The organism is uncultured Marinobacter sp. (assembly GCF_913055835.1).
GTDB lineage: Bacteria > Pseudomonadota > Gammaproteobacteria > Pseudomonadales > Oleiphilaceae > Marinobacter.
In genome coordinates this window covers 1-14,152 of sequence record NZ_CAJXKQ010000004.1, presented here as the reverse complement: position 1 = coordinate 14,152, position 14,152 = coordinate 1, and the positions used below count along the sequence as shown (strand labels likewise).

General features: G+C 58.8%; 14 protein-coding genes and 1 pseudogene. 7 read left to right on the top strand and 8 right to left on the bottom strand.

Annotated features, from left to right (window positions below):
• The first annotated feature begins 36 nt into the window (after positions 1-36).
• The 5 genes from QZ534_RS03640 (at position 37) to QZ534_RS03620 (ending at position 5,026) form a co-directional block, all read left to right on the top strand.
• Complete coding sequence (locus tag QZ534_RS03640; RefSeq protein ID WP_296931531.1) at positions 37-1,656, top strand: BCCT family transporter; 1,620 nt, start codon at positions 37-39, stop codon at positions 1,654-1,656.
• 3 nt (positions 1,657-1,659) lie between these two features.
• Positions 1,660-3,390 (top strand): hypothetical protein, encoded by a 1,731-nt coding sequence (locus QZ534_RS03635; RefSeq protein WP_296931530.1) that lies wholly within the window; start codon positions 1,660-1,662, stop codon positions 3,388-3,390.
• Positions 3,387-4,154 (top strand): DUF3726 domain-containing protein, encoded by a 768-nt coding sequence (locus QZ534_RS03630; protein WP_296931528.1) that lies wholly within the window; start codon positions 3,387-3,389, stop codon positions 4,152-4,154. Before QZ534_RS03635 ends, QZ534_RS03630 begins: the two co-directional genes overlap by 4 nt.
• A gap of 28 nt (positions 4,155-4,182) precedes the next feature.
• A complete protein-coding gene (locus QZ534_RS03625; protein ID WP_296931524.1) occupies positions 4,183-4,569 on the top strand; it encodes a RidA family protein in 387 nt (128 codons plus the stop codon).
• Between the two features lie 169 nt (positions 4,570-4,738).
• Complete coding sequence (locus tag QZ534_RS03620; RefSeq protein ID WP_296931522.1) at positions 4,739-5,026, top strand: hypothetical protein; 288 nt, start codon at positions 4,739-4,741, stop codon at positions 5,024-5,026.
• Positions 5,027-5,055: 29 nt separating this feature from the next.
• On the opposite strand, the gene QZ534_RS03615 is transcribed toward QZ534_RS03620, so the two are convergent.
• Positions 5,056-5,442 (bottom strand): hypothetical protein, encoded by a 387-nt coding sequence (locus tag QZ534_RS03615; protein WP_296931520.1) that lies wholly within the window; start codon positions 5,440-5,442, stop codon positions 5,056-5,058.
• A gap of 170 nt (positions 5,443-5,612) precedes the next feature.
• Here QZ534_RS03615 and nei point away from each other — a divergent pair, with 170 nt between their 5' ends.
• Positions 5,613-6,455 (top strand): endonuclease VIII, encoded by an 843-nt coding sequence (gene nei / locus QZ534_RS03610; protein ID WP_296931518.1) that lies wholly within the window; start codon positions 5,613-5,615, stop codon positions 6,453-6,455.
• On the opposite strand, the gene QZ534_RS03605 is transcribed toward nei, so the two are convergent.
• Genes QZ534_RS03605 through QZ534_RS03595 form a run of 3 tightly spaced genes read right to left on the bottom strand, consistent with a single transcriptional unit; the run spans position 6,452 to position 11,394 of the window.
• Positions 6,452-7,441, bottom strand: coding sequence for an L-threonylcarbamoyladenylate synthase (locus tag QZ534_RS03605; protein ID WP_296931516.1), 990 nt, complete (start codon positions 7,439-7,441; stop codon positions 6,452-6,454). The two genes, nei and QZ534_RS03605, sit on opposite strands and share 4 nt — an antisense overlap.
• Positions 7,442-7,447: 6 nt before the next feature.
• Positions 7,448-9,820 (bottom strand): YbcC family protein, encoded by a 2,373-nt coding sequence (locus QZ534_RS03600; RefSeq protein ID WP_296931513.1) that lies wholly within the window; start codon positions 9,818-9,820, stop codon positions 7,448-7,450.
• The gene (locus QZ534_RS03595) at positions 9,820-11,394 is read right to left on the bottom strand and encodes an NADH-quinone oxidoreductase subunit L (RefSeq protein ID WP_296931511.1); all 1,575 of its coding nucleotides are present in this window, start codon (positions 11,392-11,394) and stop codon (positions 9,820-9,822) included. Before QZ534_RS03595 ends, QZ534_RS03600 begins: the two co-directional genes overlap by 1 nt.
• Positions 11,395-11,741: 347 nt before the next feature.
• On the opposite strand from QZ534_RS03595, the gene QZ534_RS03590 reads away from it, so the two are divergent.
• Positions 11,742-12,203 (top strand): hypothetical protein, encoded by a 462-nt coding sequence (locus QZ534_RS03590; protein WP_296931510.1) that lies wholly within the window; start codon positions 11,742-11,744, stop codon positions 12,201-12,203.
• Positions 12,204-12,247: 44 nt separating this feature from the next.
• On the opposite strand, the gene QZ534_RS03585 is transcribed toward QZ534_RS03590, so the two are convergent.
• From QZ534_RS03585 to QZ534_RS03570, 4 genes and pseudogenes are all read right to left on the bottom strand, one after another.
• Positions 12,248-12,487, bottom strand: a complete 240-nt coding sequence (locus QZ534_RS03585) for a sulfurtransferase TusA family protein (RefSeq protein ID WP_296931508.1) — start codon at positions 12,485-12,487, stop codon at positions 12,248-12,250.
• Positions 12,480-12,605 carry a hypothetical protein gene (locus QZ534_RS03580; protein ID WP_296931833.1) on the bottom strand — a complete coding sequence of 42 codons (126 nt, stop codon included), beginning with the start codon at positions 12,603-12,605 and terminating at the stop codon, positions 12,480-12,482. The genes QZ534_RS03585 and QZ534_RS03580 overlap by 8 nt, the downstream gene beginning before the upstream one ends.
• Positions 12,602-13,774 carry a formate dehydrogenase subunit gamma gene (locus QZ534_RS03575; protein ID WP_296931506.1) on the bottom strand — a complete coding sequence of 391 codons (1,173 nt, stop codon included), beginning with the start codon at positions 13,772-13,774 and terminating at the stop codon, positions 12,602-12,604. The genes QZ534_RS03580 and QZ534_RS03575 overlap by 4 nt, the downstream gene beginning before the upstream one ends.
• 88 nt (positions 13,775-13,862) lie before the next feature.
• A pseudogene (locus QZ534_RS03570) lies at positions 13,863-14,152 on the bottom strand (formate dehydrogenase); the annotation flags it as partial.

Here is a 14,152-nt window from a genome sequence, read left to right as displayed (position 1 = left end):
TACACACTGTTCCAAAAACAACAACAGGTAATCGCAATGACAAACTCAGCCAGCTCTGTAGCTATCCCGGAAACGGGCATCAAGCGCTTCGGCGATCCGATTGTTCTGGGTCTCAGCGTAGGCTTTATCCTGCTCTTTCTCGGCCTTTCCCTGTACGACATTCAGTGGACGGCCGGGCTGATCAGCGACGGCTTCGCCTGGACCGCCAAGTATCTTGGCTCATACTTCCAGCTCCTGTTGCTGCTCACCTTCTTGATCGCGATGGGGGTGGCGATCTCGCCGGCAGGCAGTGCCAAAGTGGGCAACCTCGATACGCCTGAGCTCAGTACGTTCAAATGGTTGTCCATTATCATGTGTACCCTGCTTGCAGGCGGTGGCGTTTTCTTCGCCGCAGGCGAGCCGGTGTACCACTTTGTTGTCACGCCTCCGGTATTCGACACGGAGGCGGGCACCGCAGAGGCGGTGGCGCCGGCGCTGGCCCAGTCCTTCATGCACTGGGGCTTTCTGGCCTGGGCCATTCTCGGCACTTTGTCTGCCATTGTTCTGGCCCATGCCCATTACGTGAAGGGCCAGCCTCTGCAACCGCGCACCCTGCTGTATCCGGTGTTTGGTGATCGGGTGATGAAAGGCTGGCTGGGCGGCTGTGTGGACGCCGCCTGCGTGATTGCGGTGGTTGCCGGTACCGTGGGGCCGATCGGCTTTCTTGCGACCCAGGTGAGCTTTGGTCTGCATGAGCTTTTTGGCTTTGCCGAAGGTTATGGCACCCAGCTGATCATTCTGGGCGTACTTGCGGCTGTGTATGTGACCTCGGCCATGACCGGTATTCACCGGGGTATCCAGATGCTCAGCCGCTTCAATGTGTTTCTGGCCCTGGCGATTGCCGCCGTTATCTTCATCTTCGGCCCTACCCTGTTTCTGACCAACGCCTACACCCAGGGCTTTGGCGAATACATCAGTTCTTTCTTTGCCATGGCCACAGTGACCTCGGGAACGGCTGAAGGCTGGTGGATGCAGTGGTGGACGGTGTTTTTCTTTGCCTGGTTCCTCGGGTACGGACCCTTGATGGCCATCTTTGTCGCCCGGATCTCCCGGGGACGCACCATCCGGCAAATGATTCTCGCGGTTGGCGTTATGGCGCCGGTTGCCACCACCATCTGGTTCACTCTGCTTGGTGGTTCCGGGATTTTCTACCAGATCACCGGAGCGATCGATCTGACCGAGGCCCTCAACAACTTCCAGTTTGATGTTGCCACACTGACCATCGCCGAAGCTCTGCCGGGCGGGGCCATGATGGCTCTGGCGATTCTGCTGCTGACAACTATCTTTGTGGCTACCACCGGCGATTCCATGAGCTACGCCATCGCCGTGGTGAGTGCCGGCCATGATGAGCCCGAGCCAATCGTGCGTGCCTTCTGGGGCGTCGCCATGGCGTTGATGGCGGCAGTGCTGCTGTACATGGGGGCGGGGCAGATCAGTGCACTGCAGCAGTTCATTGTGATTACGGCCATCCCGGTCTCGTTGATCCTGCTGCCGTCACTCTATATCGGCCCCAAATCGGCCTACGCCATGGCCCGCGAGCAGGGCATTGTTGCGCCCAAGGGTGAAGTGGCGCTGGTCGTGGCGACGACGGGTTCGTCCGAGAACTCAGGAGTCTGAAACATGGCAACTCCATTAGATGCGCAGCCGGAGCTTCAGCTTCGACCAGCCAACCAGGTGATGAACCTGGTTCGGCTGGGTAGCCTCCACGCCAGTCGTCTGAGCTTTTGCCGCAGCCTGGTGCGCCAGATGGCCCGGGAGGACTGGACGGTGACCACGGCACGATTCGACCTCGATGTCGACGGTCACGGGGTTGTGATCTATCGCCTGAATACGCCGCACCACATCTATCACGGTGTGGTGTTCTCCCAGCACCTGGACCCTGAACGCCGGTCAGACCGGGTGATCGCCGAGGCGTGGGATGTCACCTTCGCCCTGGTAGAGGGAGAGGTTGAGGACAGCCTGCTTGAACAGATGGCGGCAAATGTGCCGCTACAGGAGGCCGGCCGCCAACACCCAAGGTTGCTGGTGTTGTCTCGCGCCAACAAAAGCCTGCGGAACTTCGCGCATTTTGTGGACGCGCTGGCGGACGGCAAACAACCGGACCCCGCCTGGCTCACAAAGGTCGGTTATCTGTACCGCACCACAGCGGTTTACGGCAACGGCAAGTTCGGAATCGCGGATTACGCGCGCCTGCAGAACAACCCGGATTTCAACCGGCCGTTCTCGGCACAGATGTTTGCGGTCTACCTTTTGCGCCACTTCTCGGTACAGCAGGTGGAGCACCTGGCCAGGAATCGCTCGCCGGAGCGGGCCGTTGGGCTTCATCCCGCCTTGCAGCGTTACCTCGGAATCGGTAATTCCACTGGACTGGGCATGGCACCGTTTCTAATCAATCATCCCCAGCTTATCCAGCAATGGGTCTACTGCCGCGAGCGGGCACTGGCCTATGCCCGCCAGCAGGTTCCTGATGACGCCAGCCGCCGCGAGTTATTGGCATTGCTGAAACGTGCCCGTCAGCACTTCGCTGAAACGGTCACGGAGGACGCCGAGCAGACCCGGCGTAATGAAGCCACCGTGGTTTCCATTGACGCGGTGATTGGCTGGCTGGAGAGAACGCCGGCCACGTCGACCCTCTGGAACGATTTGTTGGGTTGGGCAGAGGGGCAATGCTCGCTGGAAGCCCAGGAACTGATCAATACCCTGCTGATTGAGCTGTATCCGGAGCTGATCGATTCGGTGGAGGATGAGCTCGGCTGTGAGGAAATCCTCGAGCTCCAGCCGGAAATGCGGGCGGCAACTTTGAAGCAGGATATTGAGACCCGGTTCGCCTGGGCGCTGGAATACGACCCCAAGAACCCCGATCACCAGCACTGGTTCTGGTATCGCTCTGCGGAGAAAGAGGAGCCCAGGCTGGGGGTGCGCGCCCTTGAGCCCGGCTCGGAAAAAGAGATGCCCCTGGCCATCGGACCGAGGATTCACCGGACACACCAGTTACTGGACGCGTTTCTGGACCGGAGCCCGCGGGGTTCGGTAGTGGAGTTTCTGATGGCCCATCCCCGGCAAAAGGAATGCGTGCGGCGGATCCAGACCATGGCCGCCACGCCCTATGGAGAAATCCAGGCCAATCTCTGGCACCGGGATATGAAGCCCATGCACTTGCTGAGAACCAAGCTCTCGTTCTTCGGTGCCAGCCGATTTGACCCCAAGTCTGACCGCTGGGTAAGGGTTACGATGTTTCAGGGGGCGCCCCTGTTCTGTGAACTCTTCAGTGACCACGGTACCGACAAGGCGCGTCTGGCGGAGCTGGACGACTGGAGCTTTCCCGTGGAACCGGAGCTGAATCTGTCATGAAAGTGTCTTTCAATGAACTTCAGGGTATCGGCAGGAAAGCGTTTATCGGGATCGGCTTTGCCGAGGGTGATGCCATTGATGCGGCTGAAATGGTTGCCTGGATGGAAGCCCACGGCCTGGGGGGCGTCGAAGCACTCAAGAAAGGCCTGAGGTTTCTTTTGGCAGAGGATCATAGCGAGTCGCCAACCCTGGTCTATCAGGATGAGGATTTCAGCGTTCTCGATGCCCACAACCACAGCATCCTGGGCAACGCGAGCCTGGCGGTGGAACTGGGCTATGCCAGAGCAAGGGGGCGAGGGTTGTCGGTCACCAAGATTCGCCATTGCCACAATCGCATCCTGATAATCGGCTATCTTTCCCGGCTTGCCCGTCGGGGAATGAATGTCACGGCTTTCTGGCGCAATGCCCATGACCCGCTGACCGAACTGGTGGTGGGGTTCAAGGCGGGGCATCCGGTTCCCGAGATCTGTCTGTACAGTCTGGAAAATACGCCGGATGACACCGAGAAAAACGATGGCATTACGCTGATCATGGCCAACCATGTTGATTTACTGCCGAGCCTGCGTTCGGAGTACGAGCTCACCAATCTTATGCGCCAGACCGAAGAGGATCTGGAAAGGCAGAGAGACAGGGCGCTGGTGGAGGGCATGGATGTGGATGACGAGCTCTGGCACAACCTGAAATCCCTGGCCGACCGGCTTCTGGTTGAGGCAACCGATGCCTCCCGGAGCGGAGCTGGCGCAGGCACCAGCGATAACGACTGATCGATTACGACCGAACAGGGAAACCATCATGACCGCAACGCCCGAGATTACCCCCATTACCACCCAACTGCCGCGCTCCAAGGCTCCCCTTGAATGGGCCGTGAGCGCCAATGGCATTCTCTTTACCGCCCAGATCCCGATCGACGCCAGCGGCCAGGTGGTTGCCGGCGGAATTGAATCCCAGGCCCGGCAAACCATGGAAAACCTCAAACACACCCTGGAGTGTGCGGGGGGCGGCATGGCAAGCCTCACACAGGCGCTTATCTACGTGACCGACAGGACCCATCTTGCCGCGGTCAACAAGGTCTATGCGGAGTATGTGGCGGAACCCTACCCGAATCGGGCTGCGATCATCGTTTCAGGATTCGCGCGTGAAGAAATGCTGGTAGAGATCGTGGCTTACGCGGCTACCTGAAACTCATCCTGATCGATCAGAGTCGGCGGGCCGATGTGAACGGCTCGTGGTTTTCCCAATTGATGGACGCTGACTCTGATTTGAAACGGCGGTGTGGGTTGTATTTTCGGATTGCCCGCCCAAGTACGGAGTTGTGAGTAATTCATTAACTCCTTCATGGAGGGCATTTATGTCACTGAAAGACGAACTGATCAAAAAGGCTGAAACGCAGCTGGAAGAATGGGAAAAGCAGGCCGATTCCCTGAAAGCCAACGCCAAAGCCAAGGAAGCGGAGGCCGAGAACGAGAAGGCCAGCGCCGATATCCAGCAGAGCGCGTCGGATGCGTTGCGTTCGGTCGAAGATAAAATCTCTGATGGCCGCAAAAAGCTGGATGAACTCAAGCAGAGCGGCGAGGACAACATTGATTCCATTCGCAAGCAGTTGTCTGACCTGGTCGGGCCGGACGATAAACGCTAGGCGCCCCTTTGCGGAACGTCAGGCTGCTTTTACTGGAACTGGGTATAGCAGCGCTGCCGTTTCGTCTGCCAGTCCCGCCATTGGGGCTCCTGGTGGTGGAGCTGGTAGCGCTCCATCACCGCCATAAACCTACCCATATAATCGCATTGACCGGATGTCGGCAGCCACTCGCCGGGACCACGTTCGTTACGCAGAATACTGTCGGGCTGACTCATCCTGATCTGGTTCTCCGGGTCGTTCAGAAACCGTTCTTTAAGCGAGGTTGGCCACTGATCGGCGCCGCGCTTTTCGGCAAATACCAGAGGTACCACCTGGGTCGTGGCCCAGCTTTCCGAAGCAACCGGGTCTTGCCGTGTCATCGCCGCCAACATAATCAGGATCGCTGCAATCAATAAAGCCAGCTTGGTGCCCTTCATGACCCACCTTGTTCTTGCGTTAAATGCAGCAGAACCTACGAGCAGGATGGGTAAAGGGCTTACATCCCCCGGGCAAAAACTTTGTGGCTGGACAACTCTGAATCGCCGGCAGCAACGTACGGTTAAGCTCACCTGTGATGGAGAGAGACTGGTCAGCAGCGGAGATGAGTATGCCCGAGGGTCCCGAAATACGCCGCATGGTCGATGACATCAACAAGGCGGTTGGCGGCAAGACCGCGCAATCTGTCTTCTTTGCATTTGAACACCTGAAACCTTTTGAAAGCACCCTTCGCGGCCGCAAAGTGGAACGGGTGGAAGCCCGGAGCAAGGCCGTCCTGGTGTTTTTCGAGGCGACAGATGAAGACGGCCCATGGTGTGTTTACAGCCACAACCAGCTTTATGGGAAGTGGCGCATGGGTAAGCCTGATCGTGAACCCAGGACCAACCGGCAACTGCGGTTTGCGATTGTCGCTCCGAAGAAAGCCGCCCGGTTGTACAGCGCTTCGGATATTCAGCTGGTGCGGCCGGACGAACTGAACGCAGTCCCCTACCTTTCACGGCTGGGGCCGGACCCTCTCAATCAGGATGTTAGCGTCGATCAGCTGCTGGCGGTGTTTGACGATACGCGTTTCCGGGGCCGAAACCTGGGGGGCTTGCTTCTGGATCAGGGGTTTGTGGCCGGAATCGGTAATTATCTGCGCTCGGAAATCCTCTTTGAGGCGCGTCTCTCACCCTGGGCTAAACCTCGTGACCTGGATGCCGATCAGCAGTCGCGACTGGCCGGGGCGATTATGACTCTTGTGCAGCGAACCTATCAGTTAAAGGGCATCACCAATTCGCCCGAGAGAGCAGAGCGGTTGAAGCAGGCGGGATGGACGTTCGGGCAGCGCCGGCACATGGTATTTAATCGCGACGGGCAGCGGTGCTATGATTGCGCGTCGCCGCTTGTCAAAACCATGATGGCCAGCCGGCGGCTTTACTATTGCCCCGAGTGCCAGGGTGTGCCCGCTTAACCGAATTGTTCGGTACAGGCCCGTCCCAGCCGATCGTGGACGGCCAGCCACCGGCTTTCCCTGGGCGGGAGCTCGATGACGATTTGATCGACATTCGCCTGGTCCATTGAGTGCATCGCGGTGTAGAGCATGCGGGCGTACTCGCTCGGATCGGCGCTGAGCATTATGGACTCTGAGGCCAGCTCGCCTGGTGCTGACTGCCACCAGATCACGCCAACCCTCTCGCCCGACGGTGTGATTGCTGGCAGACGCAGCGCGAATTGATCCGTTGCCACTCCAATGGTGGGGGTGACCGGCTGGTAGTGACGCTTTACGCTTCCCGGTACCACCTGGCTGGCGCCTTTGCCCGGTGCCAATGTGATTCCGAGGCAGGCTTCAATATCGCTCTGGCTGATCTGCCCCGGTCTGGGGATGACCGGGGTATCGCCGGTCAGGTCGACAATGGTGGATTCAATGCCCACTGAACAGTCGCCACCATCCAGGACCGCCGCGATCTTCCCGGACAGCCCCCCGAGCACGTGCTCTGCGGTGGTCGGACTGATCCGGCCATAGGGATTGGCGGAGGGGGCTACCAGGTCCCGGCCAAGTCGTTCCATGGTTGCCACCGTGGCAGGGTGCGCGGGCATCCTCACAGCCACGCCTGGATTGCCGCCGGTAATGAAATCGCTGACGCCGCTCTTCTTTGGCAGTAGCAGCGTAAGCGGGCCGGGCCAGAATGACTCGATCAGCTGCATGGCAGAGTCCGGGACGTGGTCGACCCAGAGCCCGATCCTGTCCGGCGATGCAACATGCACGATCAGCGGGTGTCCGACCGGGCGCTGTTTCGCCTCAAATACTTTTCTGACCGCCTGTTCGTTGCTGGCATCCGCCGCCAATCCGTATACGGTTTCGGTCGGCACAGCAACGAGCTGGCCGGCCAGCAGCAGGCTGGCAGCTTTCTCAAGGTCAGCTGTTTGTGTTGCGTCTAACTTGATGGTCGCGGGCATAAGGTCTCAGGAGTTAATGGCCGGATTGACGGACATGGTGTGCCACTGGTTTCGATACAGACGCTCGATGGAGGTCTGCTCGTCGTTAATACGGAACAGATACAGCCAGTCGTTATCGATCAGGTCCTGAACCACCTTGTGTTTCTGTGCAATGTCGGCAATGGCTTCTTTGGGCGCTGCCAGGTAAACGCTCAAGCGCAGGGGTTCGTGCATCCAGCGCTGGCCATCGTGTACCGACTGCAGCGGCAAACCGATCCGCAAATCGCCGCCGTTGCCCTCGAACACGCCAAGGTGGCCACCGACCACGTTATGCAGGACTTTGTTGCCGCTGCCGTAATGCAGGTTGTCGGTGACGGACATGAAGTACTGCAGGTTGATCCAGTGGGTGACCACCATGGGCGCTGTCATGATCAGTTCGAGGATCTTGAAGCCCTCATCCTCGCGCCAGCGGTAGTCGTGCAGGAAGCTGCGCCCGCCCAGATCCAGGTGTCGGGTAGCTGAGCGAGGCGCCACGATAAAGCTGGCGTTGCCGGCAAGCCCCCATTCCGGGCGTACTTCCGACCAGTCCTGGCTGCGTTTTTTGATGGCGCTGTCGACGTCATTGTCGTTTGCGATGCCAAGACGGACAGCGCGTTCCCGGCGTGCCTGGGCGCCGGCCCTGGCCAGGAACTTCCGGATGTCGTCGGGTACGTCACCGGCGCATTCCACATCGTCCGTGGTGGTGTTATGCAGTGCTCCCACGAAGCGGGTTTCCGCGGGAATTGAAATGCCCTGCTCAGCCAGGGCCGCGCGTACCTCGGTGTCGTTGAGTATGCCGGCGAGCACACGAACGTTCACCGAGCCGGTCTGGCCCCCGCAGGCGCCGCAGTCAAGGCCCGCGGCATGCGGGTTGTTGCGGGTGCTGCTGCCGTGCCCGACCAGCAGGACGGTGGGCGCAAACTCATGAGTCAGGGTCATGGCCCGGAGAATACCGCCCGCCAGTTCTGCTTTCTCTTCAACTCCCAACAGGGCCCCGTTCTGGCGGATCTCGAAGTTGGTATGCCCTTTATGGAGTTGATCGACCGGATTGGCGGATGACTTGCCGAAAAAGGTCTTGCGCACCATGCGTCCCAGGCCCGCCAGCCCCATACTTTCGATAAAGCTGAAACTGGCCGGCCCCGCGTTGGAAAACTGAGACCAGTGAGAATGATTGGCCAGTGCCTGCCGACTGAAGCGTCCAGAAGACGCGGCCTCTGTGACCTCAAGCGCCGGCGCCAGCAAACCCGGTAACTGCGGCCGGCAAAAACTTGTGCCTTTCGGGCGGTATGAAATGGGGAGTCCGAAGAAACCGGCAAAACCGAGAGTCTGGATCGCGGGATCCTGGGCTTCCAGCGCACGGCGAAAGACTTCGGAGCGAACATCAATGCAGAATGCCGCCTGAAGCCTGGGCGGCTGGTTGTCCGCTGCCTTTTTGTCCGGTTTTGACAGAAGCTTGTCTGCCAACTGTGACTGATAGCCCGCCTCGGCCTCTGAAAGCTGGCGCCAACCGGTGGTTTGGGATTGCTCATGGATCTCGAGCATTTCTGGCCAGGCGCTCCACTGCTTGAGCCATCCCCGTTTCAGCTCAGCGAAGATCGCGCCGCCAACGTGTTGGACATGCCGCCAGATGGCCAACTCCCAGGCCAGCCGGATGGCCAGCAGGCCCGGCAGCAGATCTTCCCCGCTGCCACGCAGTCTCGCCTGCCAGCGCAGGTATGCGGCCCAGGAGGACCATCCGTTGATATCCAGAAGGAGTGCGTGGGCATAGTCTGCCGTATAGGACGGTTCCGCCGCGAGGGCGTTGAAGGCGTCGGTGATCAGCTTCTCATGCTGCTCGGGCAGGACCTGAAACTGGGAAGGCAATGACGGTTCTTCCATGACGATGGCAATGCCACGGTCCGCCCGGGTCATCTCCAGCCAGGTGTGATACAGATCCTGGGCATCTGCTTTGAAATCTCCCGCATCCAGGCGCTGGAAGTAGTCGCCGCAGAACTGGCTGATCTGGTGCACAACCTCATCCTGCCAACCTACGTGATGGGCCGTATCGCGGTTGCGGTCCAATTGGGCGCTGAGATTCTGCCAGTGCTCGGGCATGCTGGCGGTCTCCGCGGCCGCAGGGCCGCCGTTGCCCAGTCCCTCGAGGGCTGCCTGGTTCTGGCAGCAGGTACCGTTAAGTGCCGCCATACGCGAAGCGACCCGGGTAAAAGGCAGATCCCGCATCTCCCAGAACGGGTTGACCGCGATCATCTGATCCAGCGGCCACGACGGTGCAATCCGACTGGAGGCATCGGTGACCGCTGCTTGCCAATCCGGTGTATCGGTGTTTGCTTTGGTGGTGGCATTAAGGCTCGACGCTAACATTACACGGACTCCCTGGAACCAGAAGTTGAGGACACGCTGACCACGGCCCGGGGCCGAACAACGTCGGGCAGTTTTGCCGGCCAGATTTTCAGGGTCAGGCGTGTGGACCACTCATCGAGGTAGCCTGCGGCAAACAGAAACCGGTAAAGCCTGGCGCCGGCGGGCGAGAAGCGGTGGTAGCGAATCTGGTAGTAGCCGCGCACCAGGATAGCGATAAGGGCGGCGACAAAAACCACCTCCATGAGGCTTGCCTGGCTCTCCGGTGGCGCGAGCACCATGCCGAAGAAGGTTTTCTGAAGCCAGTACAATGCCCAGAAGGCTCCACCAATCATCAAGCCACGGCCAACGGTGAGAATGCCGCCACCTGCCGACAAAAACTCCGAGAGCAGAATCGTCAGCGCGATGCCTGGCACGATCCATGAGAACGCGTGGGCCGTACCTCCCTGGCTGGAAAACAGAATGGTGGGCAGCATGAACAGAGCGGCAAGGCCTGCTGCGGCAAGCCATTGCTTTGGCCCGGGCTCGTTGATCGCAACCAGACGTTTTTTCATGGACAACTCAACGGTGTTGCCGGCGTTCAGGAAGGTGTGTGCCTTGTAGGCGGAATGGGCCACCAGGTGAAGGAGTGCCAGCTCGTACAGTCCCAGTGCGCACTCCACCAGCATCCAGCCCATCTGCGAGCAGGTTGACCAGGCCAGTTTCACCTTGATGGAAATACGGGTCATCATGACAAGGCTGGCAAAGACCGCGGTGGGGCCCGCCACCGCCAGCAAGAGCCACTGGGCAGCGTTGACCTCGGAAATCAGTGGTGCCATCAGAATCATCAGGAAACCGCCAAGATTCACTACGCCGGCATGAAGCAGGGCCGAAACCGGTGTGGGCGACTCGACCACCTGGATCAGCCAACCGTGAAACGGCATCTGCGCGCATTTCAGCAGTGCCGCCACCGCCATCAGAACCGCAGCGATCTGGGCGCCGAAGGGCACCTCTGCTGCGTCGGATACCTGAGCGAGGATCCGGTCGATGAATGGGGTGTCGTACTGGATATAAAGAAGCAGGAACGCCAGCCCGAGACAGAGTTCTGCAATCCTCGCAAAAATGAATTTCTTGTGGGCGGCCAGGGCAGCGCGGGGACGATCAGGAAAGAACATCAGCAACTGGTGCAGACTCACACTGATCGCAATCCAGCTGGCAAGGAACAGCAGGAGATGGTTGGTGGTGGCAATCACCGCAACGCTTGCAAGGATCACCTGTAGCCAGACCATGAAACGGCGTTGGCCCGGATCCCCGGCAAGGTACCTTTCAGAGAACTGCCCGAGCACCATCCCCAATAGCGTAATCAGTATCAGCATGATGGAGGCTAGAGGCGCGTGGCTGATCCACTCTCCAGCGCCTGGCCAGCGCCAGCTGATGATCACGGCTCCCACAGCGGCAACAAAGGCAAGCTTGAAGGTCAACGAGCGTGCCGGGAGGTGGCTTTGCCTGGCTGCCAATCCTGTTGCTACAGCGCCAGCACCGTAGAGAAGCGGTACCAGAAGTGAGAGCAGGGATTCGATCGCCTGAACATCGAGCATGCGAGAACCTCGGAATCAGAAGTATTTAATGGGTGTAGTATCCGAGGGTTTTGCTGTGAACAAAAATATATATATCTGATCGATTCGTTCTCAATTAAAGAACTGGATGCCTGAAGGTTTGTAAAACCTTTCCGCAATCACCATATTTCGGCGTCCATGAAGCGGTGCTCGGTTTAGCCGAGGCAAATTGCTCAACTGCGATTCCCTGAGAGCACCTGCAAGAAGTGAAATCCGGAAAAGACCGAGGCAAAGAATTGGATTGTGACGAAAACGGGGCTTTGCTGGCTCGAAGAAAAAAGCACTCGACCCTGACCGCTGGTGTTTATCACCCGAAACCCGAAGCAAGTATGGCCGAATACTGGGGTGTTTTTGTTGATAACGCGCCGTACCTATTAATGCTGTCTGATGAGGAGCGCAGTGCCCGGGAAAAGGCCGAGCGGCTCGCCGAATCGGCAAATTTCCGGACCCTTCTTGAAGCAACCCTGACAGCCTGTGAGCAGATTGAAGCCAGGCATGTTGACGGTCGTGATGTGGATTGGGGTGCGCAGCTTACCGTAATCAGCGCCAGTCGCTCCGGCGACGTTGAAACGGGGACACGGGAAATCGGTGAGATCAGGGCAATCCTGATGCCGGGGTGCCACCGGGCGGTCGCAGACACACTGTGTGTCGATGCTACGCTGGCGACGCTGATCGATTCGAAATTTCCGCAGGTTTCAAATTTTGATGATCTTCCAGAGCTTTCAGAGCGTGACGTACAGATGTCGCTGGGTACTCTGGAAGCCCGTAAGCATCCGCGAGGGGGTCACTAGGGGCAAGGCTCTCAAGCGCCCAATAGGCTGGCAGAATAAGTCAGTCAGGCGAGACGAATCCGGTATCGGGTAATGCCGTGGCTCTCTTCCCGAGTCCACTCAATCCGGTGGCCAGTGATCTCACACAGGGCTTGAAGGTCTTTGCGGCCGGTGGGGTCGTCCGCCAGAAAATCTACCTGTGTACCGCTGGGCAGGTCTTTGATCCGTTTTTTGAAGCGCAGGACGGGAAGGGGGCATACCAGACCGACGGCGTCGATCTGGTATACCTCAGACTGATCAGTCAAGGCGAACGCTCTCGGCGCTGGTTTGTGCGGCCGACGACCAGCCAAACTGGTTAAGCACCAGCGGTGCCGCCGTAGCAATCAGCAGAGCTGCGACAAACGCGGAAATCATGATCTTCACGATGATCCTCCTTTGCCTTGTTTGGCCTCAACTTCAGCTACCCACAGGTCGTGGTGCTGGCGAGCCCACTCGAGATCAACCTGCCCGTTGCCCATGGCGTCGAACGCGCCTTCCATACCGACGGAGCCGATGTAGATATGGGCAATGATGGCCAGCATCATCACAAACGCCACAATCGAGTGCCAGATGTTCGCGTATTGCATCTCTTCATGGGGCGCGAGATCGGTCGGGAAGCTGGTTCCCAGAACGCTGTTGATCACCGCGAATGTGTCGGCAAACATCGGCATCTGGAACGGAAACAGCAGTGACAGACCTGACAGGGATACCGAGACGCCGAGAATCATCACCGTCCAGAAAATGATCTTCTGGCCGGCATTGAACTTCTTGGCGGAAGGGTGGCCTTTGGTAAAGATACCGCCGCCAGCCTTGATCCACTGCCAATCGAGTTTGTTGGGTATGTTATGGGCAACCCACATCACGAAGGTCATCACCAGGCCGAGCATGAATGCCCAGGCCACATTGTTATGCAGCCATTTGGAACCGGCTGCCAACGTGGCAAACGCGTCCGGCCCCATAACCGGAATCAGGAAGCTGCGTCCCATCAGGGTGATCAGCCCGGTCAGGCCGAGTGCGATGAACGAACCGGCCAGTAACCAGTGACCAAAGCGCTCGACAGCCTTGAACCGCTCAATGGTGGTACCAGCAGGCCCGCCATCAATCATGATTTTGCCGCGAACAAAATAGAACACCACCAGCAGGCCGATGATCGCGAGCAGTGCGCCGCCGCCATAGGTGATCATCGGGCCTTCCCGAAGCTTCCACCAGGGCATGCCGCCGTCCTGAATCAGCACATCGGCGGCTGGGCCGCGTACCTGAGTGGTTGGCTCAATTTCGTTGTAGCGGATAGCCCGCCAGTTCTCCGAATCGGAGACGCCGCCCCGGGTTCCCAAAGGCGCCGAGACAGAGGGTGCGTTCTCCGGATTACCGAGGTTCTGGGAGCGGAAACTGTCGTCGACTTCCAGCTGCTTTTGGCGTCGCAGGATGTCTTCGAGGGTTTGAGCCCCACCGGTTGCGCTTCGTTCCGGTTCGGGAATGTCCTGCGCCCAGGCAGAATTGAATAACAGCGTCGCTAGCACCAGGGCGACGACGCCTATCAGTTTTTTGTTCATCTAGAGCACTCCAGCGGAATCAGCAAGAAGAAATCTATGCCGTAACCGAATTCGGGGCTCCGAAGAGCCCCAAATCCGTCAGGCCAGTTTATGCACCCTTCTTCTCGTAGGCAGTGCCCCATCCCCATGCACCGGAACCGAAACCACGGTTCACAATACGCTGGCGATAGATATCCGCAACCTCGTCGCCGTCACCGGCCAACAGGGCTTTGGTTGAGCACATTTCCGCACAGATCGGCAGTTTGCCCTCAGCAATACGGTTACGACCGTACTTCTGGAACTCAACAGTGGAATTGTCTTCTTCCGGCCCGCCTGCACAGAACGTGCACTTGTCCATCTTGCCCCGGCTGCCAAAGTTGCCCGCTTGCGGGAACTGGG

What these genes read in the sequence shown, in the direction of transcription:
- QZ534_RS03575 (WP_296931506.1), bottom strand. Translation starts at nt 13,774, where the DNA reads ATGAACAAAAAACTGATAGGCGTCGTCGCCCTGGTGCTAGCGACGCTG.
- QZ534_RS03630 (WP_296931528.1), top strand. Translation starts at nt 3,387, where the DNA reads ATGAAAGTGTCTTTCAATGAACTTCAGGGTATCGGCAGGAAAGCGTTT.
- QZ534_RS03595 (WP_296931511.1), bottom strand. Translation starts at nt 11,394, where the DNA reads ATGCTCGATGTTCAGGCGATCGAATCCCTGCTCTCACTTCTGGTACCG.
- QZ534_RS03605 (WP_296931516.1), bottom strand. Translation starts at nt 7,441, where the DNA reads ATGCCCGCGACCATCAAGTTAGACGCAACACAAACAGCTGACCTTGAG.
- QZ534_RS03590 (WP_296931510.1), top strand. Translation starts at nt 11,742, where the DNA reads ATGGCCGAATACTGGGGTGTTTTTGTTGATAACGCGCCGTACCTATTA.
- QZ534_RS03600 (WP_296931513.1), bottom strand. Translation starts at nt 9,820, where the DNA reads ATGTTAGCGTCGAGCCTTAATGCCACCACCAAAGCAAACACCGATACA.
- nei (WP_296931518.1), top strand. Translation starts at nt 5,613, where the DNA reads ATGCCCGAGGGTCCCGAAATACGCCGCATGGTCGATGACATCAACAAG.
- QZ534_RS03620 (WP_296931522.1), top strand. Translation starts at nt 4,739, where the DNA reads ATGTCACTGAAAGACGAACTGATCAAAAAGGCTGAAACGCAGCTGGAA.
- QZ534_RS03615 (WP_296931520.1), bottom strand. Translation starts at nt 5,442, where the DNA reads ATGAAGGGCACCAAGCTGGCTTTATTGATTGCAGCGATCCTGATTATG.
- QZ534_RS03635 (WP_296931530.1), top strand. Translation starts at nt 1,660, where the DNA reads ATGGCAACTCCATTAGATGCGCAGCCGGAGCTTCAGCTTCGACCAGCC.
- QZ534_RS03625 (WP_296931524.1), top strand. Translation starts at nt 4,183, where the DNA reads ATGACCGCAACGCCCGAGATTACCCCCATTACCACCCAACTGCCGCGC.
- QZ534_RS03640 (WP_296931531.1), top strand. Translation starts at nt 37, where the DNA reads ATGACAAACTCAGCCAGCTCTGTAGCTATCCCGGAAACGGGCATCAAG.